The 26790-nt window shown below is 67.9% G+C and carries 26 protein-coding genes and 3 pseudogenes; 16 read left to right on the top strand and 13 right to left on the bottom strand.

The window, feature by feature from the left end:
- The first annotated feature begins 9 nt into the window (after nucleotides 1-9).
- Both PKO50_RS20610 and ddlA read left to right on the top strand, forming a co-directional pair.
- Entirely contained in the window at nucleotides 10-834 is an 825-nt protein-coding gene (locus PKO50_RS20610) for an aldo/keto reductase (RefSeq protein ID WP_275627103.1), read from the top strand.
- Between the two features lie 372 nt (nucleotides 835-1206).
- Nucleotides 1207-2301 carry a D-alanine--D-alanine ligase gene (gene ddlA, locus PKO50_RS20605; RefSeq protein ID WP_275627102.1) on the top strand — a complete coding sequence of 365 codons (1095 nt, stop codon included), beginning with the start codon at nucleotides 1207-1209 and terminating at the stop codon, nucleotides 2299-2301.
- 11 nt (nucleotides 2302-2312) lie between these two features.
- Here ddlA and PKO50_RS20600 read toward each other — a convergent pair whose 3' ends face one another.
- Nucleotides 2313-2666 carry a hypothetical protein gene (locus PKO50_RS20600; protein WP_275627101.1) on the bottom strand — a complete coding sequence of 118 codons (354 nt, stop codon included), beginning with the start codon at nucleotides 2664-2666 and terminating at the stop codon, nucleotides 2313-2315.
- A gap of 420 nt (nucleotides 2667-3086) precedes the next feature.
- Between PKO50_RS20600 and PKO50_RS20595 the strand changes: the two genes are divergently transcribed.
- The 3 genes from PKO50_RS20595 (at nucleotide 3087) to PKO50_RS20585 (ending at nucleotide 5253) form a co-directional block, all read left to right on the top strand.
- Complete coding sequence (locus PKO50_RS20595) at nucleotides 3087-3515, top strand: hypothetical protein (protein ID WP_146219614.1); 429 nt, start codon at nucleotides 3087-3089, stop codon at nucleotides 3513-3515.
- Nucleotides 3516-3758: 243 nt separating this feature from the next.
- Nucleotides 3759-4352, top strand: a complete 594-nt coding sequence (locus tag PKO50_RS20590; RefSeq protein WP_275627100.1) for a histidine phosphatase family protein — start codon at nucleotides 3759-3761, stop codon at nucleotides 4350-4352.
- A 91-nt stretch (nucleotides 4353-4443) separates the two neighbouring features.
- A complete protein-coding gene (locus PKO50_RS20585) occupies nucleotides 4444-5253 on the top strand; it encodes a class I SAM-dependent methyltransferase (protein WP_275627099.1) in 810 nt (269 codons plus the stop codon).
- A gap of 342 nt (nucleotides 5254-5595) precedes the next feature.
- Here PKO50_RS20585 and PKO50_RS20580 read toward each other — a convergent pair whose 3' ends face one another.
- The 7 genes from PKO50_RS20580 to PKO50_RS20550 form a co-directional block, all read right to left on the bottom strand.
- Nucleotides 5596-5952, bottom strand: coding sequence for a type II toxin-antitoxin system PemK/MazF family toxin (locus PKO50_RS20580; protein ID WP_089391624.1), 357 nt, complete (start codon nucleotides 5950-5952; stop codon nucleotides 5596-5598).
- Complete coding sequence (locus tag PKO50_RS20575; protein ID WP_139210225.1) at nucleotides 5946-6185, bottom strand: AbrB/MazE/SpoVT family DNA-binding domain-containing protein; 240 nt, start codon at nucleotides 6183-6185, stop codon at nucleotides 5946-5948. Before PKO50_RS20575 ends, PKO50_RS20580 begins: the two co-directional genes overlap by 7 nt.
- A 185-nt stretch (nucleotides 6186-6370) precedes the next feature.
- Nucleotides 6371-6976 carry a LysE family translocator gene (locus PKO50_RS20570; protein WP_275627098.1) on the bottom strand — a complete coding sequence of 202 codons (606 nt, stop codon included), beginning with the start codon at nucleotides 6974-6976 and terminating at the stop codon, nucleotides 6371-6373.
- Nucleotides 6977-7027: 51 nt separating this feature from the next.
- A complete protein-coding gene (locus tag PKO50_RS20565) occupies nucleotides 7028-7864 on the bottom strand; it encodes an AraC family transcriptional regulator (protein WP_275627097.1) in 837 nt (278 codons plus the stop codon).
- An 80-nt stretch (nucleotides 7865-7944) separates the two neighbouring features.
- Complete coding sequence (locus PKO50_RS20560) at nucleotides 7945-9570, bottom strand: hypothetical protein (protein WP_275627096.1); 1626 nt, start codon at nucleotides 9568-9570, stop codon at nucleotides 7945-7947.
- A 14-nt stretch (nucleotides 9571-9584) separates the two neighbouring features.
- Entirely contained in the window at nucleotides 9585-10292 is a 708-nt protein-coding gene (locus PKO50_RS20555) for a peptidoglycan-binding domain-containing protein (RefSeq protein WP_256595899.1), read from the bottom strand.
- Between the two features lie 33 nt (nucleotides 10293-10325).
- Nucleotides 10326-10949, bottom strand: a complete 624-nt coding sequence (locus tag PKO50_RS20550; RefSeq protein WP_275627095.1) for a hypothetical protein — start codon at nucleotides 10947-10949, stop codon at nucleotides 10326-10328.
- 314 nt (nucleotides 10950-11263) lie between these two features.
- Here PKO50_RS20550 and PKO50_RS20545 point away from each other — a divergent pair, with 314 nt between their 5' ends.
- A complete protein-coding gene (locus PKO50_RS20545; protein WP_275627094.1) occupies nucleotides 11264-11497 on the top strand; it encodes a glutathione S-transferase family protein in 234 nt (77 codons plus the stop codon).
- Here PKO50_RS20545 and PKO50_RS20540 read toward each other — a convergent pair.
- Nucleotides 11459-12172, bottom strand: a complete 714-nt coding sequence (locus tag PKO50_RS20540; RefSeq protein WP_109934812.1) for a Crp/Fnr family transcriptional regulator — start codon at nucleotides 12170-12172, stop codon at nucleotides 11459-11461. The genes PKO50_RS20545 and PKO50_RS20540 overlap by 39 nt on opposite strands.
- Nucleotides 12173-12353: 181 nt before the next feature.
- Between PKO50_RS20540 and PKO50_RS20535 the strand changes: the two genes are divergently transcribed.
- From PKO50_RS20535 to PKO50_RS20515, 5 genes are read left to right on the top strand one after another with little or no spacing between them, the layout of a single operon-like run.
- The gene (locus PKO50_RS20535; RefSeq protein WP_275627093.1) at nucleotides 12354-13220 is read left to right on the top strand and encodes an ABC transporter substrate-binding protein; all 867 of its coding nucleotides are present in this window, start codon (nucleotides 12354-12356) and stop codon (nucleotides 13218-13220) included.
- A 10-nt stretch (nucleotides 13221-13230) separates the two neighbouring features.
- Nucleotides 13231-13983 (top strand): ABC transporter permease subunit, encoded by a 753-nt coding sequence (locus PKO50_RS20530; protein ID WP_275627092.1) that lies wholly within the window; start codon nucleotides 13231-13233, stop codon nucleotides 13981-13983.
- Nucleotides 13976-14665, top strand: a complete 690-nt coding sequence (locus PKO50_RS20525; RefSeq protein ID WP_275627091.1) for an ATP-binding cassette domain-containing protein — start codon at nucleotides 13976-13978, stop codon at nucleotides 14663-14665. Before PKO50_RS20530 ends, PKO50_RS20525 begins: the two co-directional genes overlap by 8 nt.
- A complete protein-coding gene (locus tag PKO50_RS20520) occupies nucleotides 14662-15105 on the top strand; it encodes a hypothetical protein (RefSeq protein ID WP_109934808.1) in 444 nt (147 codons plus the stop codon). Before PKO50_RS20525 ends, PKO50_RS20520 begins: the two co-directional genes overlap by 4 nt.
- Nucleotides 15106-15133: 28 nt before the next feature.
- A complete protein-coding gene (locus tag PKO50_RS20515; protein WP_275627090.1) occupies nucleotides 15134-17248 on the top strand; it encodes a TonB-dependent receptor in 2115 nt (704 codons plus the stop codon).
- A 129-nt stretch (nucleotides 17249-17377) separates the two neighbouring features.
- Here the strand turns inward: PKO50_RS20515 and PKO50_RS20510 are convergent, their stop codons facing one another.
- Complete coding sequence (locus PKO50_RS20510) at nucleotides 17378-18361, bottom strand: D-2-hydroxyacid dehydrogenase family protein (protein ID WP_275627089.1); 984 nt, start codon at nucleotides 18359-18361, stop codon at nucleotides 17378-17380.
- Nucleotides 18362-19101: 740 nt separating this feature from the next.
- Between PKO50_RS20510 and PKO50_RS20505 the strand changes: the two genes are divergently transcribed.
- The 5 genes and pseudogenes from PKO50_RS20505 to PKO50_RS20485 all read left to right on the top strand — a co-directional run bounded on the left by PKO50_RS20505 (nucleotide 19102) and on the right by PKO50_RS20485 (nucleotide 24981).
- A complete protein-coding gene (locus tag PKO50_RS20505) occupies nucleotides 19102-19719 on the top strand; it encodes a LysE family transporter (protein WP_275627088.1) in 618 nt (205 codons plus the stop codon).
- 185 nt (nucleotides 19720-19904) lie between these two features.
- Nucleotides 19905-20414, top strand: a complete 510-nt coding sequence (locus PKO50_RS20500; protein ID WP_043267035.1) for a sigma-70 family RNA polymerase sigma factor — start codon at nucleotides 19905-19907, stop codon at nucleotides 20412-20414.
- Between the two features lie 5 nt (nucleotides 20415-20419).
- Nucleotides 20420-21406 carry a FecR domain-containing protein gene (locus PKO50_RS20495; RefSeq protein ID WP_275627087.1) on the top strand — a complete coding sequence of 329 codons (987 nt, stop codon included), beginning with the start codon at nucleotides 20420-20422 and terminating at the stop codon, nucleotides 21404-21406.
- A gap of 135 nt (nucleotides 21407-21541) precedes the next feature.
- Nucleotides 21542-24042, top strand: a pseudogene (locus PKO50_RS20490) (TonB-dependent siderophore receptor).
- A gap of 279 nt (nucleotides 24043-24321) precedes the next feature.
- Nucleotides 24322-24981 carry a glutathione S-transferase family protein gene (locus tag PKO50_RS20485; protein ID WP_275627086.1) on the top strand — a complete coding sequence of 220 codons (660 nt, stop codon included), beginning with the start codon at nucleotides 24322-24324 and terminating at the stop codon, nucleotides 24979-24981.
- Nucleotides 24982-25044: 63 nt separating this feature from the next.
- Here PKO50_RS20485 and PKO50_RS20480 read toward each other — a convergent pair whose 3' ends face one another.
- From PKO50_RS20480 to PKO50_RS20470, 3 genes and pseudogenes are all read right to left on the bottom strand, one after another.
- Nucleotides 25045-25323 carry a hypothetical protein gene (locus PKO50_RS20480; RefSeq protein WP_109936440.1) on the bottom strand — a complete coding sequence of 93 codons (279 nt, stop codon included), beginning with the start codon at nucleotides 25321-25323 and terminating at the stop codon, nucleotides 25045-25047.
- Nucleotides 25324-25785: 462 nt separating this feature from the next.
- Nucleotides 25786-25941, bottom strand: a pseudogene (locus tag PKO50_RS20475) (methyl-accepting chemotaxis protein); the annotation flags it as partial.
- A 54-nt stretch (nucleotides 25942-25995) separates the two neighbouring features.
- A pseudogene (locus tag PKO50_RS20470) lies at nucleotides 25996-26727 on the bottom strand (PAS domain-containing protein); the annotation flags it as partial.
- Nucleotides 26728-26790: the final 63 nt, after the last annotated feature.

Below are 26790 nucleotides of genomic sequence, written 5' to 3'. Positions count from 1 at the left end.
GAGCAAGGCATGAAAGAGGTGGTATTCGCCGATGGCGCGCGCGTTCCGGCCATCGGCCAGGGCACCTGGCGCCTGGGCGAGGACAGGGCGGCGCGCAAGCGCGAGGTGGCGGCCCTGCGCGAAGGCATCGAGCTGGGCCTGACGCTGATCGACACCGCCGAGATGTATGGCGAGGGCGGCTCGGAGGAGGTGGTCGGCGAGGCCATCGACGGCCTGCGCGAACAGGTCTTCCTGGTCAGCAAGGTCTATCCGCACAACGCCAGCGCCCGCGGCGTGCCGGCGGCCTGCGAGCGCAGCCTGCGGCGCCTGGGCACCGACTGCCTGGACCTCTACCTGCTGCACTGGCGCGGCCAGTACCCGCTGGAGGAAACCGTCGAGGCCTTCGAGCGCCTGCGTCTGGACGGCAAGATCCGCCGCTGGGGCGTCTCCAACTTCGACCTCGACGACATGCAGGAACTGGGCGCCCTGCACTGCGCCACCAACCAGGTGCAATACAGCCTGGAAGAACGCGGCATCGAATGGGACCTGCTGCCCTGGTGCCAGGAACAGCGCATGCCGCTGATGGCCTACTGCCCGGTGGGCCAGGGCGGCCGCCTGCTGCGCAACGCCACCCTGCGCGAAGTGGCCGAACGCCATGGCGCAACTCCGGCGCGGGTGGCCTTGGCCTGGTTGATTCGCCAGGAGGGGGTGATCGCTATTCCCAAGGCGGTGGAGGCCGCGCACATCCGCGACAACGCCGCGGCACTGCAGCTGCGGCTGGACGAGGAAGACCTGGCGAAGCTGGACGCGGCCTTCCCGCCGCCAAGGCGCAAGACGCACCTGGCGGTGGTCTGAGGCTGGGGGGCTCGCGCTTTTCGTAGGAGCGAGCTTGCTCGCGAACGGTAGTTACCTGTAGCAGCGGTGTTTTGGGGGACTCCGCCCCCTCTCCCTAACCCTCTCCCTGAAGGGAGAGGGGACCGTTGGGCAGAGCTGGGCATTCTGGAGTTAGCCGGCAGCACCGAAGGTTTCCGGCAGAAACCATGCCTGTTCTCGGCACGGACAAGCTCCCTCTCCCTTCAGGGAGAGGGCTGGGGAGAGGGTGCTCTTCAGTACAGGCACCACCCCGACCGACAGAACACCCTCCGCAAGCCACCTCACCCGACCACCGTCCTGTAAAAATCCCCACCACCATGATAAGAAGCGCCCATCAGCAAGCTGGAGGCAGTCATGGGCAAGTTGCGTGTCGGGGTGATTTTCGGTGGGCGTTCCGCGGAGCACGAGGTGTCGCTGCAGTCGGCGAAGAACATAGTCGATGCCCTGGACCGCTCGCGGTTCGAGCCGGTGCTGATCGGCATCGACAAGGAAGGCCGCTGGCACCTCAACGATGCCTCCGACTACCTGCTCAACCAGGAGAACCCGGCGCTGATCGCGCTCAACCGCTCCAACCGCGAGCTGGCCGTGGTGCCCGGCAAGGCCGAGCGGCAGCTGGTGGAGACCGGCAGCCGCCAGCTGCTGGACCACGTCGACGTGATCTTCCCCATCGTCCACGGCACCCAGGGCGAGGACGGTTGCCTGCAGGGCCTGCTGCGCATGGCCGACATCCCCTTCGTCGGTTCCGACGTACTCGGCTCGGCCATCTGCATGGACAAGGACGTGAGCAAGCGCCTGCTGCGCGACGCCGGCATCGCCATCACCCCCTTCGTCACCCTGACCCGCGCCAGCGCCGCGCGCATGCCCTTCGCCGAGGCGCAGCGCCGCCTGGGCCTGCCGCTGTTCGTCAAGCCGGCCAACCTGGGCTCCTCGGTGGGCGTCAGCAAGGTCGAGGACGAGGCCGGCTACGATGCCGCCGTGCAGCAGGCCCTGGCCTTCGACGACAAGGTGCTGGTGGAGGCCGCGGTGAAGGGCCGCGAGATCGAGTGCGCGGTGCTCGGCAACGACGCGCCCATCGCCAGCGGTTGTGGCGAGATCGTGGTGCGCGGCGGTTTCTACTCCTACGACAGCAAGTACATCGACGAAGACGCCGCCCGGGTGGTGGTGCCGGCGGACATCGACGCCCAGGCCAGCGAACGCATCCGCCAGCTCGCCGTGGAGGCCTTCCAGGTGCTGGGCTGCTCGGGCCTGGCGCGGGTCGACGTGTTCCTCACCGACGACGGCGAGGTGCTGGTCAACGAACTCAACTCGCTGCCCGGCTTCACCCGCATCAGCATGTACCCCAAGCTCTGGCAGGCCGCCGGCATGAGCTACAGCGAGCTGGTCAGCCGGTTGATCGACCTGGCCCTCGAACGCCACGCCGCGCGCCGCCGCCTGCAGACCAGCCGCTGAGGCGGGGCCGGCTAGCCCGGCAGCTCCTCCAGGGTGCGCTGGTGCGCGGCTTCGAGCAGTGCCTGGGCATCTGCGTGGAGCATGCGCAAGGTCGTGCTCCAGCGCGCCAGGTCCCACTGCGAGGCGCTGGCGGCGGGGTGGTCTTCGAGCAGATCGAGCAGGCCGCCGAGCGCCCGCAGGCGCTGCAGGGCCGTGTCGAGCAGCTGCGTCGCGGGCGCCAGCGCGTCGATGTAAAGCACTTCGCAGAAGGCCTGCGAGCTTTCCGGCAGGGGTTTGAATTCACGAACCCTGAAAGACTCTTGCCGGGCGCCCGACCGGGCTTTCTCGCCGCGGAGGGGCGCGGGCTTGGAAGGGAACTGGTGCATTTCCTTACGCTCCTTGGACCGGGTGGAACCCGCCGCTGCCGTTGCGACACGGGGGCGGCGGGCCGTACAGGGGTCGCAAACCGGAGGTCCAAGGAGAGTTCCGGCCAGGCGGAAGCCTGCCCTGCACGGCCAGCCATAACCAAGGCAAGCGTGACGCACGTGGCGCCTTGCTTTGAGTTCTGCTGCTGTGCTGGAGGACCTTTGGGTTGCGACACCCTGTCATGGCAAACGCCATGACGCCGGGAAGACTAGCGATCCGGGCTGTGGGAGCTGGGCGTTATGTGTTGTAGGGGAATTCCTTGATGAGATTTTTTTCAGGGGAGTTCTCGGTTTGCCGGCGCCATGACCGTCGGCTGCAATTTTGCCGGCCCAGCCTCTACACTCCTCGAAGCTACATTGGCCACGCTAAGGAGCCAGACGATGAGTTCTTCCTCGCGGACGGTATGGGCAGCGGCGCTGGCGGCGCTGCTGGTTGCTGTTGTTCCGGTCGCACACAACCCGGCCTGGGCCGAGGACGCCGCGCCGCCCAGCGGCATGGACGCGGACGACCAGCAGGGCCCGCTGGGCGACCTCGGTGAATACGGCCGCCTGGCCGAGGAGTCGCTCGACGCGGTGGGCGCCGGCGACTTCGCCACCGCCCGGGCCAAGGTCGACACCCTGCAGGCCAAGTGGCGCGCCGCCGCCGCCGAGCTCAAGCGCAAGAGCCCGGAGGACTGGAAGGCCGCCAACGCGGCGGTCGAGGGCGCGGTGCGGGAGCTGCATGCCAAGGCCCCGGACAAGGACCGCAGCCTGGACGCGCTGAACACCCTGCTGTCCACCTTCAACGACATCCAGGGCATCAGCGACTGACGCCCGCCGGGCCGGGGTCCGCCGACGGCCCCGGCCCGGCAGCTCGTCGGCATTGGGGGCGGCGGGCGCCGCTCAACGAAATCCTCACATCCGCCTCGCGGAGTTTTCACCTTCGTCCACGCAGGATGGCGGCCAGCATCCGGCAGCGTGCCGGGTGCGCTCCGACCCATCCCCTGCGAGGCCCGTGGCGAAGTGAGGCAGAAAACCGTGCGACAGGGCGCTGGCCGCCCACCCCGACGCATCATGGCCCTGGCCTGCGGGCTGCTCGGCGTGCTGGCGATGGCCCTGTGCGGCGCGGCCAGCGTGGCGCAACAGCACCCGCCGTTGCCAAGCCCGGACGACCTGGCCCACCACTGGCGCCTGGGCGAGGTGGTGGTGCTGGTGCGCCACGCCGAGCGCTGCGACCGCTCCGACGCCCCCTGCCTGGGCGCCGAGGATGGCATCACGGTGCGCGGCGGGGCGCTGGCCACGGCCCTGGGCGAGGACTACCGCAGCCGCTTCGGCCTGGGCAACGCCGACGTCTACGCCAGCCCGCTGACGCGCACCACCCAGACCGCCAGCCTGATGTTCGGCGACGGCACCCTGGGCCAGGCCTGGGTCGCCGACTGCAAGGGCGACCTGCTCAACCACGTGCTGGAACACAAGGCCAGCCACCGCAACCTGATCCTCGTCACCCATAGCGAATGCATGGAGCAGCTGGCCCAGACGCTCAGCCACCAGGACCTGGAAACCCCCGGCTACGGCACCTCGCTGGTGCTGTTCAGCGACGCCCGCGGCGGCCTGCAACTGGCCGGCGAGATCGCCCCGCGGGACTGGGCCCGCCTGCAGCTGCGCTGAGCCGCTGGCGCCGCTGCGCTTGCAGCACCTGGCGGTGCGGTCCTAGGCTTGCCGGGGAGGGCGGTGCCGTCGTCCGCCCCGGGAGCCGCCCATGCCACGCATCCAGCTCGGTGGGGTCAAGCAGACCCTGCTGATCACCTTCTACGCCAAGGCCATGGAAAGCCGCCTGCCCGATTCGCTGCTGCAGGACCGCTTCGCGGCCGCCGCGCTGGCGCGCCTGGACTACGACTTCTCGCGCTTTCGCCTGGGCCGCAGCAGCTACGTCGGCATCGCCCTGCGCGCCTGGAAGCTCGACCGCTGGGCCGCCGAATTCCTCGCCGCCCACCCCGACGCCTGCGTGGCGCACCTGGGCTGCGGCCTGGACAGCCGGGTGTTCCGCCTCGACCCGCCGGCCAGCGTGGCCTGGTTCGAAGTGGACTATCCGGACGTGCTGGCGCTGCGCAGCGAGGTGTACCCGGCGCGCGAAGGCTGCACCCTGCTGCCCGGCGCCATGGGCGAGCCGACCTGGCTCGACGCGCTGCCCAGCGGCCGCCCGCTGCTGATCGTCGCCGAAGGCCTGATGCCCTACCTGCGCGAAGCCGAGGTGAGCGCGCTGCTGCGCGGGCTGCTGGCGCGCAGCCCCCACGGCGAGCTGATCTTCGACGGCTACAACCGCTTCGGCATCCGCATGCTGGAGCTGTTCCTGCCGTTCTGGGCGCGCGGCGCCCAGGTGCACTGGGCGCTGGACGACCCCGCGGAACTGGAGGCGCTGGTGCCGGGGCTGCGCCTGGTCGAGGAAAGGCTCACCTACACCCCCGAGGAATGCCGGCGGATGGCCTGGTCGTCACGCGCGTTCGTGCAACTGATGCAACGCTGGCCCACCCTGGGGCGCATCGGCCGGCTGCTGCGCTACCGCTGGTAGAGGCCGGGTGCCCGGCACCATTCCCCGTAGGGCGGATAACCGCGAACGGTTATTCGCCCTACGATCCCACGCCATTCCCGTAGGCGCAGGCGTTATCCGCCAAATCGCGGACAGAGTCCCACGAGAAAACTCCAGGCCTCACGACAATTGTAGGAGCGGGCCCTGCCCGCGATTCGCGCGCAGGGCGCGCTCCTACAGGGGAATGGCGCGGGTGGCGCAGCGTAGGAGCGGATCTCATCCGCGAATCGCGGCGGAATGTGGAATACCGTGCTTCCCCGCGAACCGTAGGAGCGGACTCCGTCCGCGATCCCGCCGGCAGGGCCGGCGGGCGATGGGTGGGGGTTATTCCAGGATCGCTCCGACCAGCGAAAGCACGTAGTTGGTTACGGAGTCGGGGGCTTTTTCCTTGAACATGGCTCGGCGCGCCCTCCAGTCCAGCGTCCGCACCTGGTGGCTGTGGACATTGCCCTGGGTGTCGGTGCCTTCGCCCATCAGGGTGACAAGGAAGCCCTGGTTGCGCGCCACACTGGATGTGCCTTGCGAGATGGGGCAGACCAGGGCCAGGCCTATTTCATTGAATTCGCGTTTCGACAGGACCAGGCAAAAGTGGTCGCCGATCATTTCACGGCCCGTCGAGGGATCGAACTGCAGGTGCCAGATCTCACCGCGGTCGGGAACGCTCGGTGGACGCCTCACCATTGCTCAGCGCCTACGGCCTGCATGTTGTCCCAGTCCGGAGCGAGCGAGTCTTTGGGCGTTTCGGCGATCAGCTGTGCCAGGCTCGGGCGCGTCATCGGTTTGATCACCAGGGCTCCCTCGACGATGTTGCACTCAACCTGACTACCGGCGTGCAGCTTGTTTTGGGCGACGAAGGCCGCGGGAACCGAAATGATCAGGGACCCCCCGGATTTACGCAGGGCAAGAGTGGTCATGAACATGCCTCCTGTTGAGGTTTTACAAAAGCATAACCTTTCGAGTTTTATTTTTGTAAAACCATTCGTCTCGAAGTGTGCCCATTCAGGGTCGTTTTGCAGGTCGCGCCGAGGTGCTTCTCGTAGGATGGGTTGAGCGAAACCCATGCGGTCCTGGCGATGGGTATCGCTCCGCTCGATCCTTCCTACAAAACCCCCGCCCAGGCCGAGAGCAGCAGAAGCACTGCCAACCCCCGGTTCAGCCGCTGCAGCGCGCGCGGCGAGCGCAACAGCCGTGCGCTGCCGGCGCCGAGCCCGGCCCAGGCGCTCAGGCAGGGCACGCCGACCATGAAGAACAGCAGCGACATCAGCTGGATGCGCAGCAGGCGGTCGTCGCCCTGGCCTGCGTAGACGCCGATCACCGCCAGGGCCACGGTCCAGTTCTTCGGGTTGACCAGCTGCAGCAGGGCCGCATCCAGCAGGCCGATGCGCCGCGCCGGTGCGGCGCTTTCCAGGCCGGGGGGCGGGCTGCGCCAGATCTGCCAGGCCAGCCAGGTCAGCCACAGCACCCCGGCGGCGGCCATGATGCCCTGCACCTGCGGCCGCCCGGCGAGCAGCTCGCCCAGGCCGCTGCCCACCGCCAGCACCACCAGCGCGGCGCCGCCGCAGCCGCCGAGGACGATGGGTAGTGCCGCGCCCCAGCCGTGGCGGGCGCTGTTGCTGAAGATCAGCAGGTTGGTCGGCCCCGGGGTGATGGCGGCGACGAAGGCGAACAGAAGGAAGGGCAGCCATTGCTGCAGGGCCTGGATCATGGCGTGGGCTCCGTGGGACGTGGAGCCGGCATGCTCGCAGCGGGCCGGGCGTCAGTCTGGAAGCTTTGAGCAGCGCTGCCGGTAGTACGCCGGGGTAACGCCATAGGCGCGGCGGAACCAGCGGCCCAGGTGGCTCTGGTCGGCGAAGCCGAGGTCGGCGGCGACCTGCGCCGGGGCCAGGCCGCGGCCCAGCAACTGGCGCGCACGGGCCAGGCGCAGCTGGATCAGGTAGGCGTGCGGCGGCAGGCCGAAGGCCTCCTTGAACGCGCGGCTGAGGCGGAAGCGGTCGCAGCCGGTGGCGCGGGCGAGGTCGTCGAGGTCGATGTCCTGCATCAGGTTGGCGTGCAGGTAGTCCCGCGCGCGCAGGGCCACCAGCGGCAGGCGCGGAGGGGCGTCGATGCGCTTGCGCCAGTGCAGGCGCTGGGTGAGGCCGCCGAGCAGCTCGTCCAGGGCGGCCTGGCGCACGATGCGCAGGTCCTGGCCGTGCACGGCCTGGAAGGCGGCGTCGATGGCGGCGGCCATGCGCGTGTCGTCGAACAGCACCTGGGGCACGCTCAGCTGGCAGCCTGCCGGGGCTTCCTCGAACAGCGCGCCCACCTCGCGTTCCAGCCACTGCGGGTCGAGGTAGAGCATGCGGTAGGTGAAGCCGCCGGCGGTGGGCGCGTCGCCATCGTGGATCTCCCCGGGTTCGAGGAAGAACACCTTGCCCGGCGTGCTGACGTTGCGCGCCTGGCGGCAGCGGAACTGCTGCACGCCGGTTTCGGTGAAGCCGATCAGGTAGCTGTCGTGCCAGTGCGGATCGTACGCGTGGCCCTTGAAATGGGCGCGCAGGGTCTCGATGCCGGTGTCGGCATCCTGCGCCAGGTCGATCCAGTTGCCGCTGTGCATGCCGCGCCTCCGCCGCGCCCGCGAGTCGTCCAGCATACCCCGCGGGCGGGCGGCGTCTGGAAGATTTGTGCAGGCGGCCATCAGGGCCAGGTGCCCTCCGGGTTCCAGGTCGAGACCATCAGCCGCACCTGCCCCTTGATGGCGGCGGCGGCGGGGTTGCCGTGGACGTCGCTGTCGATCGGCAGCAGCACCTGGATGCCGCTGCCGTCCAGCTCGCTGGCCTGGAGGGGGATGGTCGAGGTGTTCATCCCGGTGTTCTGCCAGGCGTAGCGGATGGTCCACTGGTCGCCGCCGTCGCTGGGGCGTTCCAGCTGGATGATGACGGTGTCGCGGTACAGGTAGCTGCCCTCGTAGTGGCTGTTGGGCCAGAAGCGCTTGTCGATCTCGTAGTCCGGCACCCGCACGCCGAGGGTGAGGCTGTAGGCCAGGCCGGGCAGTTCGGGGTCGACCTTGCCGAACTCGGCGAGGAACACGCTGGACAGGTACAGCTGCGTGCCCGGCTTCCACTCAGCCTGGGTGAGGCAGGCCGCGGAATCTTCCTCCGCCGTGCGCCGCGACAGATACCAGGGCTTGCTGCGCGGCGAGGCCAGCAGCTCGATCTGGTAGAGCGCGTTGACCGGGGCGCCATCGGCGGCGTCGAGCACTTCCTTGGGTAGGCGCAGCTCGTCGACGTCCAGCCAGATGTCGACGCGCACGTTGCCGAACAGGAAGCGCACCAGGTTCTGGAAACTCTCCTCGCTGTTGACGATGCCGAAGAAGCCGGAATGCGCGCGGTAGGCGAAGGCCTTGGCGCATTCCTCGCCGAGCGTGCCGTCGGCGTTCAGGCCGTGCAGGGTGGCGTTCTCGATGCGCACCAGGCCGTCGCTGCCGTGGCCGACGAAGGTGCGCGACAGGCCCGCCGCCACCTCGTAGTCGCTGCGGTTGGTGCCCACCATGCAGAACACGCGGCTGGAGGGCAGGGCGCTTTCGGGCAGCAGGTCGACCTTGTCGTAGTTCTTCGGCAGCCTGGGCAGGCGCAGGTATTCGCGCATGCGCTTGTCGCGGTTGAAGTTCTCGATGTCGAACGGCAGCGAGAACACCGGCAGGCTCGGGACGTTGATGCCGACCATGTCGATGCCGTTGTGCGGCGTGGCGTAGGTGAAGAACTTGTCCACCGCCGCGCGCGCCTCCGCCGAGCCGCAGTCCGGGTTCTGCAGGAAGGTGCGGCAGACCAGCCCGCCCATGGAGTGCGCCACCAGGTGGCAGCGGAAGTCTTCCTTCTTCGCCAACTGGTTGGCCGGGTTGGCGAAGGCCAGGTCGCGCAGCTGCAGGATCAGGTCGTTCAGGCCCTTGGCGAACTGCTCCATGCTCGGTGTCTTGCCGACGCCCAGCAGGGTGGAGGCCGGGTCGTAGTAGCGGTAGATGACGATGGAGCGGGCGGCCAGCTTGTTGTTCTTCTGCGCCAGCCAGTTGGGGTCGAGGACGTCGTAGCCGTCCTCGTACACGTCGCGGTAGCCGAACTGGCTGGCCAGGCGGATCACCGGCGATTCGAAGACGAACTTGCGCGGCGGCGCGCCCGCTGTGGCCACCGCGCGCATCACCGTGGAACCCAGGTTGAAGCCGCAGAAGGGGTCGGCGGTGGTCTCGTCGATCTCGCCACGGCTCATGGCGTAGCCGCGTACGTAGACGATGGGGTAGAAGGGCGCCTTCATCGGTTGCTGTTCCATGCTCGATCTCCCTGTCAGGGCCACTGGATCTTCAATGCCCGCGCGGTGGCGGGGCCGACCACGCCGTCGGCGACCAGGCGGCGGGTGGTCTGGAAGGCGAATACGGCCGCGGTGGTATGCGGGCCGTAGGCGCCGTCGAGCTTGCCGGGGTCGAAGCCGGCCGCCTTCAGGGCCTGCTGGATTTCCGTCACCTTGGGCCCCTTCACGTTCGGCTGCTCCAGGCGGATGACCGAGGGCGGCGGCTTGAGCTTCGGCGTGCCCGGGTTGCTGCTGTAGCTCACGCCGGGCAGGCGGCAGTAGTAGTCCCAGACGCGCCCGGTGACGTTGCCGGCGCGCACGCCCAGGCCGGTGCCGGCGGCCTCCATGGTCCTGCCGGCGCCGTCGGTGATGGCGACGTGGCCCATGTGCCCGGGCAGCGGCGGCTTGCGCACCAGGACCACGCCGGCGGTGAGCATGGCGTCGGCCTCGTTGGTGGGGATGAGGGTGCCGTTGCTGGCGTCGTGCACCCAGGCGCCGGAATAGGCCTCGGTGGTCGCCGGGTTGCCCTGGTCGTTCACGCAGCCGTAGAGCTTCTTCAGCTTCTGGTAGGCCACCCAGGACACGAATTCCGCGCAGTCCCAGGGGCCGTTCCAGTTGGGGTTGTCCTTGGGGACCAGCACGTTGGCGTACTTCTGGCCCTTCTTGGTGGCGGCGAGCGTGTAGAGATCCAGTCCGGTGACCATGGTGCGTTCCTCGGTAATGGGGGCGGGCAGGGCTCAGGCCAGTGGCAGCGCCTGCGGGGCGGAGCCTTCTCCGTTGGGGGCGTCGAGCGGGAGGATGCGCAGCTCCAGGTCGATGAAGTCGTTGCCCTGCCGGTAGCTTCGGTTGACGTGGTAGGGGTTGGGCTGGTCGCGCAGGAAGGCACCCTCGGTGCGGAACAGCTCGTCGTCGCCATCGCTGGCCAGGCGCCCGGCGGTGAAGGCGGTCAGCTCCTTGAGCAGGGCGACCACGGCGGCGGAGCCGGGGTTGGCCAGCATCACCGCCTTGAGCCCCAGGTCGACGGCCTTGCTGCTGACGACGTCGCGGATGCGCTCGCCCGCCTCGCGCAGGTCGCCGTCGGACTCCATCATCAGCAGCGACAGCGCGACGTACTCGCCGGGGTTGGCCGGGCCATACAGCAGGTGGCCGTCGCCGAGCATGCTCACCGTCGAACCCTGGCGAACTTTCGGAAAGGGCATGTAGTTGAAAGTGAGGGCACCCTTGTGAATATTCGAAGTGTCGATGGCGAGGGAAACTATATAGGGCTCGCTATAACGGTCGAATAACAGGTCGGCACGTTTCAACAAGGTGAATTGGCCGAGGGTGATTGCAATACGGGAGTTGAAGCGATCGAAGGCCATCTCGGTACTTCCCTGTGGTGGCTTGGAGGGCGCCGGAGGGCCCGGCGTTCAGGCAGAAGCTAGCTTTCGCCCAGCGGGCTGTCCAACGCCATCGGGAAGTTTTCCAGCGCTGATCCGATAATGAAATTAAGTAGGAATTCATTATCGGGTTTGGTTATTTGATGTGTAATTCTGGAATGACACGCGCCTCCCGTATTTTCAACTTTTGCGGATATTTGGCGACGGTAATTACATACACTTGCGATAGTAAAGCCGGGAGACTGAACAGGATGTCGGCGGTGGGCTGGTGTGTGCGCTCCGGCAGGCGGTCCGCCATGGCGCTCGTGCTCTACGGTCATCCGTTTTCCTCGTACACCCAGAAGGTGCTGATGGCGCTGTACGAGAACCAGACGCCCTTCGAATTCCGCTGCATCGGCCCCGATACGCCGCAGCACGCGGCGCAGTGGTTGCGGCTGTGGCCGCTGGGCAAGTTCCCGCTATTGCTGGACGGCGAGCACAAGCCGACCCCCTCAGAAGGAGCGTACCGCCGGGCTGGCCAGTTCCTGTAGGTAGGTGAGGTCGCACAGCCGCCATTGCCGGAGCCGGCCCTGGATGCGCCCCGCCTGCTGCCAGTCGGAGAGCAGACGGCTGAGGGATTCCGGGCGAATGCCCAGGTGGGTGGCGAGTTGGCGCTGGCTGATCGGCAGCATCAGGCTTTCGCCCTGGCGACGGTGCAGGCCCAGCAGGTAGGCGGCCAGGCGCTGGGAGGCGGAGCTTGCGGTCAGCCAGTCGACCTCGTTGACCTGGCGGTAGAGACGCAGGCTGAGGCTTTCCAGCATGCGCATGGCCAGCGGCGGATGGCCCTCGCAGGCCTTGTGCAGTGCGTTGCGGCTCAGTCGGAAGAATTCGCCGCTACCCTGGCTGCGGGCGTTCATCGGGTAGCGGCCGTGGGGCATGAACATGGCCGCTTCGGCGATCAACTGACCTTCGCGGAACAGCTGGAAGACACGCTCTTCGCCGTCGCAGGTGAAGCGCAGCATTTCCACGCAGCCACGCCGCACCAGCAGGAAGTGTTCGGCCGGGTCGCCTTCGCGGAACAGCAGTTTGCCGCCCTCGGCGCGCAGCAGGCTGGCCGAGTCGCACAGGCTGGCCACGAGGTCCTGCGGCAGGTCGGCGAAGAGGGGGATGGCGCCCAGCAATCGCAGGCATTCGCCGCGATTGGGCGAGAACTTAACATTTGTCATTCGTGGCGGGCATGCGGGCTGCAATGATCTGCGAATGAAGATAAGTCTTATTCGCAAGTCAATCAATCGACAGCTCCCCCGCCTGCTCCTTTCTTTCGTTCTGGCGGCCGGCGCGTGCCTGCAGGCACCTGTCGGTACGGCCAGGGAAGCGGTGCTGCGGCTGGGCGGCCCCGGTGCCGTGGTGAGCTTCCCGCTGCTGCACATGGTGGAGAGCGGTGCTCTGCAGCCGTATGCCGAGCACGTCGAGTTCCGCCTCTGGCAGAACCCCGATCAGTTGCGCGTGCTGCTGGCCAAGAACGAACTCGACTACAGCGCCGCCCCGGTGAACCTGCCGGCGCTGATGGCCGGGCGCGGGCAACCCGTGCGGCTGCTCAACGTCTCGGTGTGGGGAATCATCTGGCTGGTTAGCCGCGACCCCCAGGTGAAGGGTTTCGCCGACCTGGCCGGCAAGGAGGTGGTGCTGCCGTTCCAGCGTGACCTGCCGGCGATCCTGGTCGATGAACTGCTGCTCAGCCACGGCCTGAAGCCGGGCAGGGACCTGACGCTGCGCCCGGTCCGTGATGGCCAGGACGCCCAGGCGCTGCTGCTGGCAGGCCGCGCCGATCACGCCCTGCTGGTGGAGCCGGCGGTATCCCTGCTGCTTTGGCGCAACCGCAGCCGGGGCGGGGCGCCGCTGTACCGCGTGCAAAGCCTGGAGAGCGCCTGGAGGCAGGCCTTCCCGCAGCAGGCCGAACTGCCTCAGGCAGGGCTGATGAGCAGCCCGCAGCGCGCCGAGGACGGCGAACTGGCGCGTGCGGTGGACACCGCCTACGCCGAGTCCGCCCGTTGGTGCAGCGCGCACTCGCGGGCCTGCGCGGAGCTGGTCCATCGGCACCTGCCGCACCTGCCGGTGGAGGCGCTGGAAGAGTCCATCCGCGTCACGCGCCTGGAGAGTGTTTCCGCCAGCGCGGCGCGTGGACCGCTGGAGGCGCTGTTCGGGCTGATCGCAAGGCGCCATCCGCAGGCAATCGGGGGCGCCCTGCCGCCCGCCAGTTTCTATGGGCCCTGAGATGAGACCCATGACCTCCCGACGCTGGGCCTTGCTGGGCGGCATGCTTCTGCTGGTGGGCTGGCAGTTGCTGGCGCTGCGCCTGGGCCCGCTGCTCATGGCGACGCCATGGCAGACGCTGCAAGCCATGGTCCGCCTGCCTTTCGAGGCTGACTTCCGCCTTAACGCCGGCGCCAGCTTGCTGCGTATCGTCCTGGGCGTCGGCCTGGGCTGCCTGCTGGGCTTCTGCCTGGGGCTGCTGGCCGGGCTCGACGCCCGTGTGCGCGGTCTGCTGGAGCCGCTGCGCTGGCTGCTGATGTCGGTGCCGCCGGTGGTGGTCGTGGTGCTGGCGATGCTCTGGGTCGGTCTCGGTTCGGCCATGGTGGTGCTGATCAGTGTGCTGATGCTGGCGCCGGGCATGTACGTGAACACCGTCAAGGGCATGCAGATGGTCGACCGCGGCCTGCTGGAGATGGCGCGGGTCTACCGCTTCAGCCCCTGGCAGAAGCTGCGGCGGCTCTATATCCCGTCACTCACCGCGCCGCTGGGCGCGGCGCTGTTGATCGCCACGTGCGGCGGCGTGCGCCTGGTGGTGATGGCCGAAGTGCTTGGCGCGGAAAGTGGCGCCGGTTTCGCGCTGGCCAATGCGCGCAGCACCTTCGATAGCGCCGGGCTGTATGCCTGGACTCTGCTGATCCTGCTGCTGGTCGCCGCGCTGGAATTTCTTCTGCTGCAACCGCTGCAGCGGCGCATGGGCCGTTGGCAGGAGGCCGCCCATGCTTGAGTGGCACGGCGTCGATCTGGTGCTGGGCGAACGTCGGGTGTTTGCCGATGCCTCCCTGCGCCTGCTGCCCGGCGAGCGGGTCGGCATTCTCGGTCCCAGCGGCGCCGGCAAGAGCAGCCTGCTGCGCCTGGCTGCCGGCCTTCTAAAGCCCCGTCGGGGGCAGGTGGAGAATGGATTCCGCCATCCCGTGCTGGCCTTCCAGGAGCCGCGCCTGCTGCCTTGGTGCCGGGTTGCGGAGAACCTGGAAATCCCCCTGCAGGCGAGCGGCCTCGACCGCGCGACTGCGCGCCGGATGGCCAGCCACTGGCTGGAGCGCGTCGGCCTCGCCGGGCACGAGCGCGCCTGGCCGCATCAACTGTCCGGCGGCATGGCCCAGCGTGTTGCCCTGGCGCGCGCGTTCTCGATCGAGCCAGACCTGCTGTTGCTCGACGAGCCATTCAGCGCGCTGGACCCGGCCCTGCGTGAATCCCTGCTCGATCTCTGCCGCGACTGGCTCGCCAGCTCGGGCGCGGCGCTGCTCTGCGTCAGCCACCATCCGGCCGAGCTGATCGGCCTGGTGGAGCGCTTCGTGCTGGTCAATGACGGCGCGTTGCAGCCTTTCGACCTCACCGGGTATGCCGCCGACCAGGTGGTGACGGTGCTGCATCAGACCCTGCTGGCCCTGGAGGCACCCGCGCCATGATCTATCCCATCCTGCTGACCCTGCACCTGTTCGCCGCGCTGATGTTCATCGGCACGGTGTTCTTCGAGGTGCTGATCTTCGAAAGCGTGCGCAAGCACGTGCCGGCCGCGGTGATGCGCCAGGTGGAGCAGGGCATCGGCAAGCGTGCGCGGCGGCTGATGCCCTGGGTACTGCTGGTGCTGTTCGGCGCCGGCCTGGGCATGGTCTGGACGCGTTACCTGCCGCTGCTGGCGGACCCGCTGGCATCGTCCTTCGGCACCTTGCTGAGCCTGAAGATCCTGCTCGCCCTGAGCGTGCTCGGGCACTTCTTCACCGCCATGTTCCTCCTCCACAGCGGGCGCATGAATTCGACGTATTTCCGCCGAATCCACCTGAGCGTCTTCAGCCACATGGTCGGCATCGTGCTGCTGGCCAAGGGCATGTTCTACCTGAGCTGGTAAGCCAGATTTCGTGCAGACGGAGCTTGTCATGAGTCGTTGTCCTTCCCCGAAACGCCATTTTCCCTCGAAACTTTCACTTCCCCTGCTGGCCCTCGGCCTGCTGCCACTGGCGGTGGCGGCGGAGGACCGCCTCGAGCTGGAGCCGATGCAGATCAGCGAAAAAAGCCTCGCGCCGGTCAGCCAGTCCGCGCAGGCCGAGCGCCAGCGCCTGGCCCGCGTACCGGGCGGCACCAACCTCGCCGAGCCGCAACAGGAGACACGCCTGGCGACCCTGCGCGATGCGCTGGACTACCAGCCCGGCCTGGTGATCCAGGACTTCTTCGGTGGCACCGACCAGCCGCGCCTGAACATCCGGGGTTCGGGCATCCAGAGCAATCCGGTCAACCGCGGCGTGCTGCTGTTGCAGGACGGGCTGCCGCTCAACGAGGCCGACGGTTCCTTCATCATCGGCCTGCTGGAGCCACGCAATGCGTCGTGGATCAGTGCCCGTCGCGGCGCCAACGCCGGCAGCCCCGGCGCCACCGCGCTGGGTGGCGAGCTGGAGTTCAACTCGCTGACCGGCGCCGACGAAGCCGGACGCGTCCGCCTGGAGGCCGGCAGCTTCGGCCGCCAGGGCCTGCAGGCTGCCGCCGGGCTGGACGAGGGGGCGTACGATGGACGGGTGAGCGTCAGCCACGACGAGTACGACGGCTATCGCCACCACTCCGCTTCCCATCGCACCCTCGTGCAGAGCAACTTCGGTCTGGACCTGGGCAACGGCGTACAGAATCGCAGCTACCTGTCCTACAGCGACCTGACTTTCGAGATTCCCAACGTCATCACCAAGGCGCGCCTGAAGGACGATCCGCGCAGCGTGCTGGGCGATGGCAACACGCCGCAGGATCGCCTGCTCAACGTCTACCAGCGTGACCCGCACCGTGATACCCAGCAACTGCGACTGGCCAACCGTACGCAGTGGAGCGGGGCGGGCTGGCAGCAGAGCTTCGGCGTCTACGGGCAGAACACCCAGGACGATTTCACCGATCCGCTCAGCCACACCCTGACCGACAGCGACACGCTCGGTGCGCAATGGCTGCTCGAAGGCGAACAGCGCCTGTTCGGCTACCGCCTGGGCGCCAGTTGGTCCTACAGCGACATGACCCGCGAGCTGTACGCCAACAACCCCCAGAACGGAAGCCGCATGCAGCGTTTCGGCAACTTCGACCTCACGGCCTCCAACCTTGATCTGCTGCTCGGCCTGGACTGGAACCTGGCGCCGGACTGGACCCTGGTGACCGAGGTGAAGTGGAGCGATGTCAGCCGCGATGCGGATTCGCGCGATGGTGCCGGCCATCTCGACCAGGGCTGGAACTTCGCCACGCCGAAGATCGGCCTGAACTGGACGCCCAGCCCGGACCTGCGCTGGTACGCCAACATCAGCCGCAGCCACGAAGCGCCGACGTTCTGGGAAATCGTTTCCGCCGAAGTCTCGCCCGCAGCCCCGGCGGCGGCGCAAGCGCAACTGGTCGACCTCGACGTGCAGCGCGCTACCACCTACGAGATCGGCGGCGCCGGTCGCATCGCCGGGGCCGACTGGAGCCTGACGCTGTACCAGAGCGACGTGGAAGACGAGCTGATCTCCACCAGCGACGCCTACGGGGTGAAGGTGGGAACCTACAACTACGGCTCGCGTACCCGCCACCGCGGTGTCGAAGCGGGGCTGAACGGCTTGCTGCCGACTGCCTCCAGCATAGGCGGCGACCTGGCCTACCGGGTGGCTTGGACCTTCAGCGACTTCCGCTTCCGCGGCGGCGAGTTCCAGGGCAACCAGATCGCCGGCGTGCCGCGCCAGCTCTGGTCGGCCGAGCTGCTCTACCGGCGCGGGCCGTGGAGCGTCGGGCCCAACCTGCGCTGGCTGCCCCAGGATACCCCGACCGACCACGCCAACACGCGCAACAACTATCAGGACGCCTACGCGCTCTGGGGCCTCAAAGCCGCCTACAAGGCGCGCGAGGGCCTGAGTGTGTATGTGCAGGGCGACAACCTGGCGGACAAGACCTATGCCAGCAGCTACGTGATCCGCAATCGCGCCGATGCCAGCCAGCCGACCTTTCTCAGCGGCAACGGGCGCAGCCTGACCGTGGGGGCGGAATACGCTTTCTAGGGGCGGTTGCTTCCCCACGGAAAGAAGCCCGCCGCTCGTGCGGCGGGCTTTCGCCGTTACCGGAAGGTGCCGCGCAGGGGCGGGGTGAAGTTGCGCGGCTCGCCTTTCAGCGGACCGGTTCCACCCAACCTACTCGCCACGCGGCACCGCCAGCGCCTCCGGATTCGCAACGTTCTTCGGCTGGCCTTCGAAGAAGGCCAGCACGTTGTCGAAGGCATCGCCGAAGTACAGCTCATAGCCGTTCTTCTCCACGTACCCCAGGTGCGGGGTGCAGAGCGCGCGCGGGTGGTTCAGCAGGGGATTGTCGGGGGCGAGCAGGGGTTCGTGCTCGTAGACGTCCACGGCCGCGTAGCCGGGGCGTCCCGCATCCAGGGCCTGGAGCAACGCACCTGGGGCGATCAGCTCGGCGCGGCTGATGTTCACCAGCAGGGCGCTGTTTTTCATCCTGGCGAGGTCGTCGAGGGTGACCCCATGGCGCGTGCGCTCGGACAGGCGCAGGTTGAGGCTGAGGATGTCCGCTTCGGCGAAGAAGGCTTCGCGAGAGGCCGCTGCCTGATGGCCGTCGGCCGTGGCGGCCGCCCGGCTGCCTTCGCTGCCCCAGACCAGCACCGGCATGTCGAACGCCTGGGCGTAGCGCGCCAGGCGCTGGCCTATCTTGCCGTAGCCCCAGATTCCCAGCGTTTGCCCGGCCAGTGCCTGGCCCACATTGATCTGCCAGTGGCCCGCCTTGAACGCATCGATGGCCGGTACGAGTTGTCGGCGCGCATCGAGGATGAGCGCCCAGGCCAGTTCGGCGGGCGCCACAGGCGAGCCTCGGCCTTCGGTCACGACGATGCCGCGTTCGGTGCAGGCGTCGAGGTCGAGATGGCCCGAGACCTTGCCCGTCTGGCTGATCAGCTTGAGTTTCGGCAGCCTGTCGAGCAGCGCGGCATCGATACGTGTGCGTTCGCGGGTGAGCACCAGGGCGTCGGCGTCGGCGAACCGTGTCGCCAGCTCGTCCGGCGATGCCGGGCCCAGGTCATGGAACAGGCTGACGTCGTGCCCGGCCAGGCGGGCGAAGCAGTCGAGCGTCCGGATCGCGTGCTGGTAGTCGTCGGGAATGACGATGTGCATGTGGGTTCGGCCCCTGCGGTCATGTGAGGACCTCGGGACGATAGCCGATTTCCGGGGGGATTTCGTGGGTGGCGGCTTCCGGCCCGGCCCGGCGATGGGCCAGCCCAACGGCGGGCCTTGCCAGCAACTCATCCTACGAAGAGCGCCTCGACGAGTGGCTCTTACGTTCCAGGGAAACACGGACGTAGGAGCAACTGTCTTACAGGCTCTACCGAAGTGCTCTTCGTAGGAGCGAGCTTGCTCGCGAACCGCATGGCACCGCGTTTGTTCGCGAGCAAGCTCGCTCCTACGAGAAGCCATGCTCGCCTGCAACGTAGGAGGACCTTGTCCGCGATAGCCGGAACCACCGGCGCGATTCGCGGATGAGATCCGCTCCTACGCCGCCCCACCCATGCCATTCCCCTGTAGGAGCGCGCCCTGCGCGCGAAATCGCAGGCAGGGCCTGCTCCTACAGGTTGCCGATGGGCACGGCATATATCCCGTAGGAGCGGACTCCGTCCGCGATGGGATTCACCGACCACGCCGAACGCCCCGGTGGTACGGCCAACGGCGGATAACCGCGAACGGTTATGCGCCCTACGTTCTCGCATTTGCGGGTGTGATGAGGGGGAAGCCAGGATTGGGGCGGCTTCTGGCGAGCCGTTGCCAACGCGCCGGAGCAGGCATCCCCCAAGCGCTCTTCGGCGCCGGTGATAGACTGGACCGTTTCAGCGCCCCTGCCTCGCCAAGGAGATCCATTCATGTTCGGAGTGACCGATTACGGCGCGTTCCTCGTTGCGTTCCTCGTTCTGCTGGCCATTCCCGGGCCGGGTAACTTCGCGTTGATCACGGCCACCGGCAAGGGCGGCATCAAGGCCGGGCTGGCGGCAACCTGCGGGGTGATCCTCGGCGATCAGGTGCTGTTGTGGATGGCGGTGGCGGGCGTGGCGACCTTGCTGGCCACCTACCCCGCGGCCTTCCATGCGGTGCAATGGCTGGGCGCCGCCTACCTGGCGTGGCTGGGGCTGCGGATGCTGTTGAGCAAGCCGGGCAGCGCGCCCCGCAAGAGCAGCATGCAAAGCGGCCATTACCTGCGCCAGACCATGCTGATCACGCTGCTGAACCCCAAGGCGATCGTGTTCTACATGGCATTTCTGCCGCTGTTCATCGACCCGCTGAGACACCAGGGGCTGGTGACCTTCGCCTTCATGGCGGTGACCGTGGCGGTGGTGACCTTCCTCTACGGCCTGGCGGCCGTTCTGCTGACCCACAAACTGGCCGAGCGCATGCGGGCCAATCCGCGTGTCGCCAATCTGCTGGAGCGCCTGGCCGGGGCCTGCCTGCTGGGGTTCGGCATCAAGCTGGCGGCCATGCGCTAGGCGCCAGCCGGCGGGCTTGCCTGCTGGGCGAAGGCCAGGTGATAGCCATTGCAGTCGCGTACCCTGAATTCCCGCGAGCCGTAGGACATGTCCTGCAGCGGCCAGGCGCTCCGGTGAATTGCGCCGGGCAGGGTAAATCCAGTACTGTTGAGAACGATTATCATGTTTGACAAGACTGGAAGTTCATGGACCGCGAGCAGGCATTCGAACGGGATGTTGAACGGCTCTACATTGCCCACCACGGCTGGCTGAAGGGCTGGCTGCAGCGCCGTCTGGGCGGGCATGCCGATGCCGAGGACCTGGCTCAGGATACCTTCGTGCGCGTGATGCGTTCGCGCAGCCCCCTTGCCGACCTGCGCCAGCCGCTGGCCTACCTCGCCACCATCGCCAATAGCCTGCTGGTCAACCGTTGGCGACGCCAGGCGGTGGAGCGTGCCTACCTGGAAGCGCTGGCCGCGCGCCCGGAGCGGGTGGCGCCTTCCGAAGAAGAGCGCCTGCTGCTGATCGAAGCGCTGGTGGAGGTGGATGAACTGCTGCACGGCCTCGCTGCGCAGGTGCGGGAGATCTTCCTGATGTCGCAGCTCGACGGCCTGACCTACCCGCAGATCGCCGCGCACCTGGGCCTGAGCGTCAACCAGGTGCAAAAGGCGATGGGCAAGGCCTTCGCCGCCTGCTACGCCAGCCGCTTCGAGTGAGTGCCATGCCCCGCGATACCGACTCCCGCCCCATCCCCGCGGTCATCCGCGACCAGGCCATCGCCTGGTTCACCCTGGCCCAGTCGGGCTGCATGAGCGATGTCGAGCAGCGCCAGTTGCTGAACTGGCGCGAGGCGAGCAGCGAGCATGAGCGCGCCTGGCAGCGCCTGAGCAGCATTCCGCTCAGCCTGCAGCGCCACGCCGGCCCGCTGGCCGACCCGCTGGCGCGGCAACTGGCCGGGCGCCGCCACTACAGCGAGCTGGACCGGCGCAAGGCGCTCAAGGTGCTGGTCGGCTTCGGCCTGCTCGGCGGGCTTGCCTGGCAGGGGCGCGACAGCCACTGGGTGCAAGGCGCCATGGCCGACTACCACACCGGCACCGGTGAACGCCGCCAGCAGGCGCTGCCCGATGGCACGCGCCTCTGGCTCAATACCGCCACGGCAGTCGATGTGCGTTATACCGACAGTGCGCGCGAGCTGTACCTGCGCCATGGCGAAATCGAGATTCTCACTGCCGGCGATGCCGCGGGGCGGCCGTTCCGTGTCGTCAGCCAGGAGGCGATGCTGCAGCCTCTGGGGACGCGCTTCCGGGTCCGGCGGGAGAACGACGGGCAGGGCACCTTCCTGGCGGTCACCCAGGGGCGCGTCGCCGCCAGCTCCCTGGCGGGCGGTGCGCCGACGGTGATCGAGGCGGGCTGGCAGGCGCGCATCGGCGCGGCTGGCGTGGACAAGCCACAGGCGCTGGACGTGAACCAGGGCGCCTGGGTCGATGGCTACCTGATCGCCGAGCGCATGCGCCTGGCGGACTTCCTCGCCGAGCTGGATCGCTATCGTCCCGGCCTGCTGCGTTGCGACCCGGCGGTGGCGGACATCCGCCTGAGCGGTTCCTACCCGCTGGGCGATACCGACCAGGTGCTGGCCATGCTGGCGGACAGCTTGCCGGTCAGGGTCCAGCGGCGTACCCGCTACTGGGTGACGGTAGGCCCTCGCTGAGGCGGATAGCGCCCCCTCCAGCGTGGCGATGAAAATAATTCTCAAGAAAGTGGCAGGTTTTCGTTTCTCGCTTGGCCTAGGGGGAAATCCCTGCTCGCACACGCGGGCCCACAACGAGAAACGGACCCTCTGCCCATGACGCTTCACCCCATCGCTCGCGCTCTGCGCCAATCGCTTGGTTTGGCCATGCTCTCCTGTTCCGCGCTCGCCCTGCTGCCGGCCCTGCCGGCGCAGGCCGAAACCACGGCCACGCGGACCCAGCAATACGCCATCCCCGCCGGCCCGCTGGATCAGGTGCTGGGCGAATTCGGCCGGCGCGCGGGCATTCCGATCTCGGTGAACGCCGGGCTGACCGAAGGCAAGCGCAGCGCCGGGCTCAACGGCGAGTACAGCATCGAGGACGGCTTCGCCCGCATCCTTTCCGGCACGCGGCTGAGCGTGCGTCGCCTGGACAACGGCGGTTACGGCCTGGTGCCCGCGCCGCAGTCCGGTGCGGTGCTGGAGATGGGCGCCACGACCGTCTCCAGCCAACAGCTCGACCCGACCAGCGAGGGCACCCAGTCCTATTCGGCCCGCGCGGTGACCATCGGCAAGGGCGCGCATACGCTGCGCGAAACGCCGCAGGCGGTGACCGTCCTGACCCGCCAGTACCTGGACGACCGCAACATCACCACCATCGACCAGGCCATGGAAAAGACCCCGGGCATCACCGTGTACGAGTCGCCCATGGGCGGCAAGTACTTCTACTCCCGCGGCTTCATGATGCAGGGGCAGTACCAGTACGACGGCGTGCCGCTGGATGTCGGGGGCGAATACGTCCAGGCCAACAGCTTCTCCGGGGACATGGCCTTCTACGACCGGGTCGAGGTGCTCAAGGGGGCGGCGGGCATGATGAAGGGCTCGGGCAGTTCCACCGGCGGGGTCAATTTCGTGCGCAAGCGTGGCCAGAGCACGCCGACCACCCACCTGACGCTCTCGGCGGGCTCATGGGACGACCACCGCGGCCAGGTGGACAGCGGCGGCCCGCTCAACGAGTCCGGCACGCTGCGCGGGCGCACCGTGGTGGCGCTGCAGGACCGGCAGTATTTCTACGATCTGGGCAAGCGCAAGGACCAGGTCCTCTACGGCGCCCTGGACTACGACGTTACGCCGGACACCACCGTCGGGCTGGGCGTCGCCTACGAGCGGCTCGATGCCAGGCCCTGCTGGCATGGCCTGCCGCGCTACAGCGACGGCTCGGACCTGAAGCTCAGCCGCTCGACCTGCCTGGGGGCGTCCTGGAACAGCTGGGACAGCGAGCGCACCACCGTCTTCGCCGACCTGTCCCACCAGTTGAACGAGGACTGGGCCTTCAAGTTCGCCGGTGTCTGGACGCATAACGACCAGGACATCAAGTACGCCCTGTCCGAGACGCCAGGCGGCGTTACCCCGGGCGCCACCACGGCGCCTTCCTCGGTCTACTCCGGGCTGTTCGACTACGACCAGACCGACTACGGCTTCGATGCCTACCTGGACGGGAAATTCGATGCCTTCGGCCTGCAGCACGAGCTGACCGTCGGCGCCAACGCCAGCCGCGCGAAGACCCATGACCATTGGGCGCTGATCAACATGACCAGCCTGCTCGGCGTCTCCCAGGACCCCCTCAACCCCAACCCGCACATGCCCGAGCCGGCGGACAGCTTCTACGCCCCAACTCCTACCGGGGCGGCCCGGTTCCCACCGAGTCCGACACCCGGCAGTTCGGCACCTACGCCACGCTCCGGCTGAAGCTGGCCGAGCCCTTGACCTTCGTCCTCGGCTCCCGCGTCAGTTGGTACCGCAACAACCGCGACTCCTACACCCAGGCCTGGGATTACTGGCAGCACGACAAGAGCCAGGAAAACGGTCAGGTCACGCCCTTCGCGGCGCTCATCTACGACCTGAACGAGGAATGGTCCGTGTACACCAGCTACGCGGATATCTTCCAGCCCCAGAGCACCTACACCGACGAATCCGGCAGCCCGCTGCGGCCCAGGACCGGCGGCAGCTACGAAGTCGGGATCAAGGGCGAGCTGATGGACGGCCGCGTCAATACGGCCTTCAACCTCTTCCGCACGGTCGAGGAGCACCGGGCCGAGGCGAACTACGACAGCACCTGCCCCGGCTCCTCGGACGGCTACTGCTACAGCGATGCGGGCAAGGTACGGGCGCAGGGCTTCGAAGCGGAAATCAGCGGCGAGGTGATCGACAGGCTGCAGGTGCTGGCCGGCTATACCTACACCCAGACCAAATACCTTGAGAGCGCGGACGACAACCCGCAGGAAACGGCCTTCGCGGTCACCTATTTCCCGCGCCACCTGTTCCGCGCCTGGGCCGACTACCAACTGGCTGGCGAACTGGATCGGTGGAGCGTGGGCGCCGGCGTTACGACGCAGAGCGACACTTCTGTCACGTCGTCCAGCGTGAAGTCGGTGCAGTCCGGCTACGCCATCTGGAGCGGCCGCCTGGGCTACCGTATCGACGACCACTGGTCGGTCGCCCTCAACGGCAACAACCTGTTCGACAAGAAGTACTACCAGAGCGTGGGGGCCGTTTCCTGGGGCAACTTCTACGGCGAGCCGCGTAACTTCATGGTCACGCTGCAGGGCTCGTTCTGACGTCTGCCCCTCTGGTAGGCGCTTCGCATCGTGGGGCGCCTTCCCCTGGCAGGACGCGTTGCGGCCTTACCTGCCAATGCTCGCGAGCCTGGCGCACGAGGCGCCGGGATCGGCCCGCCGGCAGCTTTCGGCCCTAAATGGCCGGCCGCCCCGGAGCGCTACCGGCCAGGCGGCAAGCCGCGGCCGGCGCGACGGGTCGGCCGTCGGATTCGCGGCGCGCTCCGCCGGGCTGTGCTACCACTTGCCGCTGGCACATCCACTACAAACAGGCGGTCCGCCATGGCGCTCGTGCTCTACGGTCACCCGTTTTCCTCGTACACCCAGAAGGTGCTGATGGCGCTGTACGAGAACCAGACACCCTTCGAATTCCGCTGCATCGGCCCCGACACGCCGCAGCACGCGGAGGAGTGGTTGCGGCTGTGGCCGCTGGGCAAGTTCCCGGTGTTGCTGGACGACGAGCGCAGCCTCGCCGAGAGCAGCATCATCATCGAATACCTGCAGCTCACCCGGGGCGGGCCGGTGCGCTGGCTGCCGGACGAGCCCCTGGCGGCCCTGGACGTGCGCTTTCTCGACCGCTTCTTCGACCTGCACGTGATGACGCCGGTGCAGCATGCCGTGGGCGGCGCCCTGACCGGCGATGCGACCAAGCGCCAGGAAGCCCTGGCCGACGCGGTGGAAAAGCTCGAACGCGCCTACGCCTGGCTGGAGGGCCAGTTGCCCGGCCGCACCTGGGCCGCGGGCGAAGCCTTCACCCTGGCCGACTGCGCGGCAGCCCCCTCGCTGTTCTACGCCGACTGGACGCACCCCATCGGCGAAAACTACCCGACGTTGCGCGCCTACCGGGCCCGCCTGCTGGCGCGCCCCTCGTTCGCCCGGGCGGTGGATGAGGCCCGGCCCTACCGCCCGCTGTTCCCGCTGGGGGCGCCCGACCGGGACTGAGCCGGGATGAGAAAGGCCGGCCCCGTCGAACGGGCGCCGGCCCGGCAAGGCAGCGGCTGTGGGTCAGGCGCCGGCGGGTGCCTCCAGCGCGCGCCTGCGCGCCAGCTCGTACAACTGCCGCGCTTCGCCCACCAGCGGCACCAGGGCGGAAGCCACGCGCGCCGTTTCATGCACCAGCACATCATGGCCTTCGTGCACCTCCAGCACCCGTAGCAGGTCCTCCAGCGCGTTCAGCCGGCGCTCGGCCACTTCGTAGAGGTGCTCCGACGGTGCGGAGAGGTCGACATACAGCACGCTTTCATAGGCCTGGGCCTGCAGCGGTACCAGCTTGCGATCAGGCATGGCGCACCTCCGGGGCGGAGGCGCAGGGCAGGGGGGATGGCAAGGCACGCACAACGAACAGAGGGTGATGAGGCATTTCCGTTGCTCCTGGTTCGGAGGAAGGAGCCGCCCGCCCGGAAAGGGCGGCGGACCGTGCGGGGTCGCAGTACCGGTTGTCTAGTGCGCATTTACCCGGCCAGGCAGAAACCTGCCCCGCACGATCCGCCATGGCTGCTCAAGCAACAGGCGAGAAAAAGCGCCGGTGCTGGGAGCTTTGGCGCTTTTGGCGCAAATAGACAATTCCGGACTGCGATCCGGGCCACGGGATCGACCGTGGCAGGAACGGAATCTAGCGACGGGGTTTGTAGGCTCACAAGGGCGAATATGGGTGGGAGATTTCGTATGGGGCAGGGGCCGATTTCGCTGAGATCAGCCCTGGCCATGCTGCTTGTTGAGCATCGACTGGATGTGCAGCACGGAGTCCTGGGTGCGTTTGGCCAGGTTGCGCACTTCGTCGGCCACCACGGCGAAGCCGCGGCCCTGTTCCCCCGCCCGCGCCGCCTCGATGGCCGCGTTCAGGGCCAGCAGGTTGGTCTGCTCGGCGATGCCCTTGATGACGCCCGCCATCTGGGAGATTTCGGCATAGGTGTTCTGGATGCTGACCTGCTCCCGCTCGCGCAGGGCCTGCGCGGCTTTCTCGTCGGTGATTTCCCGCGTGGCGCCGGTGACCCGCAACAGCACGCCATTGGCATCGCGCAGGCAGCGGCCGCGCTCGCGGAACCACAAATCGCCGCGGGTCTTGTGGCGCATGCGGTACTCGACGACGTACACGCGTTGCCCGGTGGGGTCGGCCATCATCTCGCCGAAGGCCTGCATGACCCGCTGCTGGTCCTCGGGCTGGGTGATGGCGAAATAGCTGTCCCAGCCATCGGGAAATTCCTGGCGGTTGTAGCCGATCAACGAACGGAACTGATCCGACCAGCGAATCACGTTGGCCGGGTGGTCGGGGTTGCCGTCGACCACGCTGAGGTCCCAGCAACCCTCGGTCAGCGTCTGCTTGGTCAGCTCCCAGACCTGCTGCTCCTCCAGAAGCCGCGCGCGTTCGGCCTCGACCGCGGCGGCCCATTCCTCGGCGCGCTTCAGGGCCTGCTCGGTCTCGGCCAACTGTCGCTCCCGCGCATCGAGCGACGCCTGCAGTTCCCGCAGCCGGGTTTCATCGACGGGGGCGTGGCGTTCCGCCTGGCCTTTGAGGCTGGCGCGGTCCTGCTGCCAGTGGTCCTGAACGTCCTGCAGGGCCTGCGCGAGGTCCCGGTGGCGGCGCACCACGGCAGCATCGGCCGGGCTGCGCCAGTTGCCCGCCAGCCACTGCCGGCACAGTTCGCTCACCTCACCCGCCAGTTCCTTCGCACCCTTTGCGAACCACATGCTTCGCCACTCCTCGTCGCTTGCGGTGATGTCAAATTAGTATGAAATCATATCTTATATGTA

This window comes from Pseudomonas sp. 273, assembly GCF_029201425.1.
In the GTDB taxonomy this organism is placed as follows: domain Bacteria; phylum Pseudomonadota; class Gammaproteobacteria; order Pseudomonadales; family Pseudomonadaceae; genus Pseudomonas; species Pseudomonas delhiensis.
Note: the sequence above shows the minus strand (reverse complement) of the source record. Positions and strands in the feature narration are given on the sequence as shown.